This window comes from Adlercreutzia sp. CNCM I-6215 (assembly GCF_977072315.1).
Genome location: NZ_CDRVMA010000029.1, coordinates 1 through 3,110, shown reverse-complemented (window position 1 = coordinate 3,110; position 3,110 = coordinate 1). Strand labels below are relative to the sequence as shown.

Annotated in this window: 2 rRNA genes; both read left to right on the top strand. The window is 62.6% G+C overall.

Annotated features, from left to right (window positions below):
* A 23S ribosomal RNA gene (locus ACW4LP_RS12200) occupies positions 1-2,858 on the top strand.
* 122 nt (positions 2,859-2,980) lie between these two features.
* Positions 2,981-3,095: ribosomal RNA gene (rrf, locus tag ACW4LP_RS12195) — 5S ribosomal RNA — on the top strand.
* Positions 3,096-3,110: the final 15 nt, after the last annotated feature.

Genomic DNA, 3,110 nt, shown 5'->3' with positions numbered 1-3,110 from the left:
GGATCTCCGAATGGGGGAACCCACCTGGGGTCATGCCCAGGTATCCCATCCTGAATGAAATAGGGATGAGGAGGGCAACCGGGGGAACTGAAACATCTAAGTACCCCGAGGAAGAGAAATCAACCGAGATTGCGCGAGTAGCGGCGAGCGAAAGCGCACCAGCCCAAACCCGGGCGCGTGTAAGCGGCAGGCGTTGCCGCCCGGGGGTTGCGGGACACCCGTCCAGGTGCTGCCCACCTGGGAGTGGTCACAAATCCGTCAGGTAGCGGAACGGCATGGAAGGGCCGGCCGCAGCGGGTGAGAGCCCCGTACGCGAAACCTGACGGACCACTGCGGTGCATCCCGAGTAGGGCCGGGCACGTGAAACCCGGTCCGAAGCCGGGGGGACCACCCTCCAAGGCTGAACACTCTCCTGTGACCGATAGCGAACCAGTACCGTGAGGGAAAGGTGAAAAGCACCCCGAGAGGGGAGTGAAACAGTACCTGAAACCGTGCGCCCACAAGCAGTCGGAGCAACCTTGCGTTGTGACGGCGTGCCTTTTGTAGAATGAGCCAGCGAGTTGCGGTGTGCGGCGAGGTTAAGTTTGGAAACGAGCCGCAGCGAAAGCGAGCCTTTAAGATGGCGAGTGAGTCGCACGCTGCAGACGCGAAGCCGGGTGAGCTATCCTGGGGCAGGCTGAAGCGGGGGTAAGACCCCGTGGAGGGCCGAACCCACTTCGGTTGAAAACGGAGGGGATGACCCCAGGATAGGGGTGAAAGGCCAATCAAACCCGGAGATATCTCGTTCTCCCCGAAATAGCTTTAGGGCTAGCCTCGGCCGTTAACCCGCGGTGGTAGAGCCACCGGATCGACGAGGGGGCTTCACCGCCTACCGACTCGAACCGAACTCCGAATGCCGCGGGTCGAGAGGCCGGGAGTCAGAGGGCGTGGGCTAAGCTGCGCGCTCGAGAGGGAAACAGCCCAGACCGCCCGCTAAGGTCCCCAAGTCATCGCTGAGTGGCAAAGGATGTGCGTCTGCCCAGACAACCAGGATGTTGGCTTAGAAGCAGCCATGCATTTAAAGAGTGCGTAACAGCTCACTGGTCGAGTGGACATGCGCCGACAATTCACGGGGCTAAGCGATGCACCGAAGCGGCGGACTGATCTTTCAGTGGTAGGGGAGCTTTCCGCGACCGGCGAAGCCGCAGGGCGACCTGCGGTGGAGGGCGCGGAAGTGAGAATGCTGGCATGAGTAACGAGACCAGGGCGAGAAACCCTGGCGCCGTGAGCCTAAGGGTTCCTGGGCGAGGCTAATCCCCCCAGGGTCAGTCGGGAGCTAAGGCGAGGCCGCGAGGCGTAGCCGATGCGCAGCGGGCAGACATTCCCGCACCGCCGACGGCGCGGCATTACCGATGGGGCGACGGAGAAGGGTAGCCGGGCGGGGTTCTGGACGTCCCCGTGAAAGCGCGTAGGGCGCAGGGCATGGAAATCAGCCCTGCACGAGGCCTGAGACGCGAGACGAAGCGACCGAGCGAAGCCGGTGAGCCCATGCTTCCGAGAAAAACCTCTAGGGAGTGCCGTCGGCGCCCGTACCAAAACCGACACAGGTGGGCGGGTAGAACATACCGAGGCGATCGGGAGAACCACGGTTAAGGAACTCGGCATACTGGCCCCGTAACTTCGGGAGAAGGGGCGCCCCCGCCGGTGAAGGCACTTGCTGCCGGAGCTAGTGGGGGCCGCAGCGAAACGGCCCAAGCGACTGTTTATCAAAAACACAGGACTCTGCAAAGCCGCAAGGCGACGTATAGGGTCTGACGCCTGCCCGGTGCCGGAAGGTTACGCGGATGCGTCAGCCGAAAGGCGAAGCGCTGAAGCCAAGCCCCGGTAAACGGCGGCCGTAACTATAACGGTCCTAAGGTAGCGAAATTCCTTGTCGGGTAAGTTCCGACCTGCACGAATGGCGTAACGATTTGGGCGCTGTCTCAACCGTGGACCCGGTGAAATTGTACTGTTCGTGAAGATGCGAACTACCCGCGGAAGGACGGAAAGACCCCGTGAACCTTTACTGCAGCTTGGCATTGGCATCTGGTACGGCGCGTAGAGGATAGGCGGGAGCCTTTGAAGCGGGGGCGCAAGCCCCCGTGGAGGCGACCTTGGAATACCGCCCTCGTCGTGCCGGCTGCCTAACGCGCGGCCGTGATCCGGCGCGCGGACCGTGCCAGGCGGGTAGTTTGACTGGGGCGGTCGCCTCCCAAAACGTAACGGAGGCGCGCGAAAGGTCCGCTCAGGACGGTCGGCAACCGTCCCGAGAGCGCAAGAGTGCAAGCGGGCTTGACTGCGAGAGAGACACCTCGAGCAGGGACGAAAGTCGGTTCTAGTGATCCGGCGGCACAGAGTGGAATGGCCGTCGCTCAACGGATAAAAGGTACTCCGGGGATAACAGGCTGATCTTGCCCAAGAGTCCACATCGACGGCAAGGTTTGGCACCTCGATGTCGGCTCATCGCATCCTGGGGCTGAAGTCGGTCCCAAGGGTATGGCTGTTCGCCATTTAAAGCGGTACGCGAGCTGGGTTCAGAACGTCGTGAGACAGTTCGGTCCCTATCCTCCGCGGGCGCAAGGGAGTTGAGGAGATCTGCCCCTAGTACGAGAGGACCGGGGTGGACGGACCTCTGGTGACGCGGTTGTCGACCAACGGCACCGCCGCCTAGCTACGTCCGGCACGGATAACCGCTGAAGGCATCTAAGTGGGAAGCCGCCTCCGAGATGAGCTCCCTTTCCGGTAAGGGCCCAGATAGACTATCTGGTCGATAGGGCGCAGCTGCAAGCAGGGCGACCTGCTCAGGCGAGCGCTACTAATAGCCCGAGCTCTTCTTCATTGCCATTGACTACGTACGGCGATCATCGATGGACGTGTCGCGCGCATGCAACCGCCAGGGTGGCGCGGGCATCCTGCCCGGGCCCCTCGGACGGCACACAGTTGCCGCGGGAGCGCCTCCCGCGAGCGGAACCATGGAGTGGGGGATCACCCGATCCCATTCCGAACTCGGCAGTTAAGCCCCACCTCGCCGAAAGTACTGCGGCGCCAGGCCGCGGGAGGACAGGTCGTTCCGCTCGCAGGGGGCGCTTTTT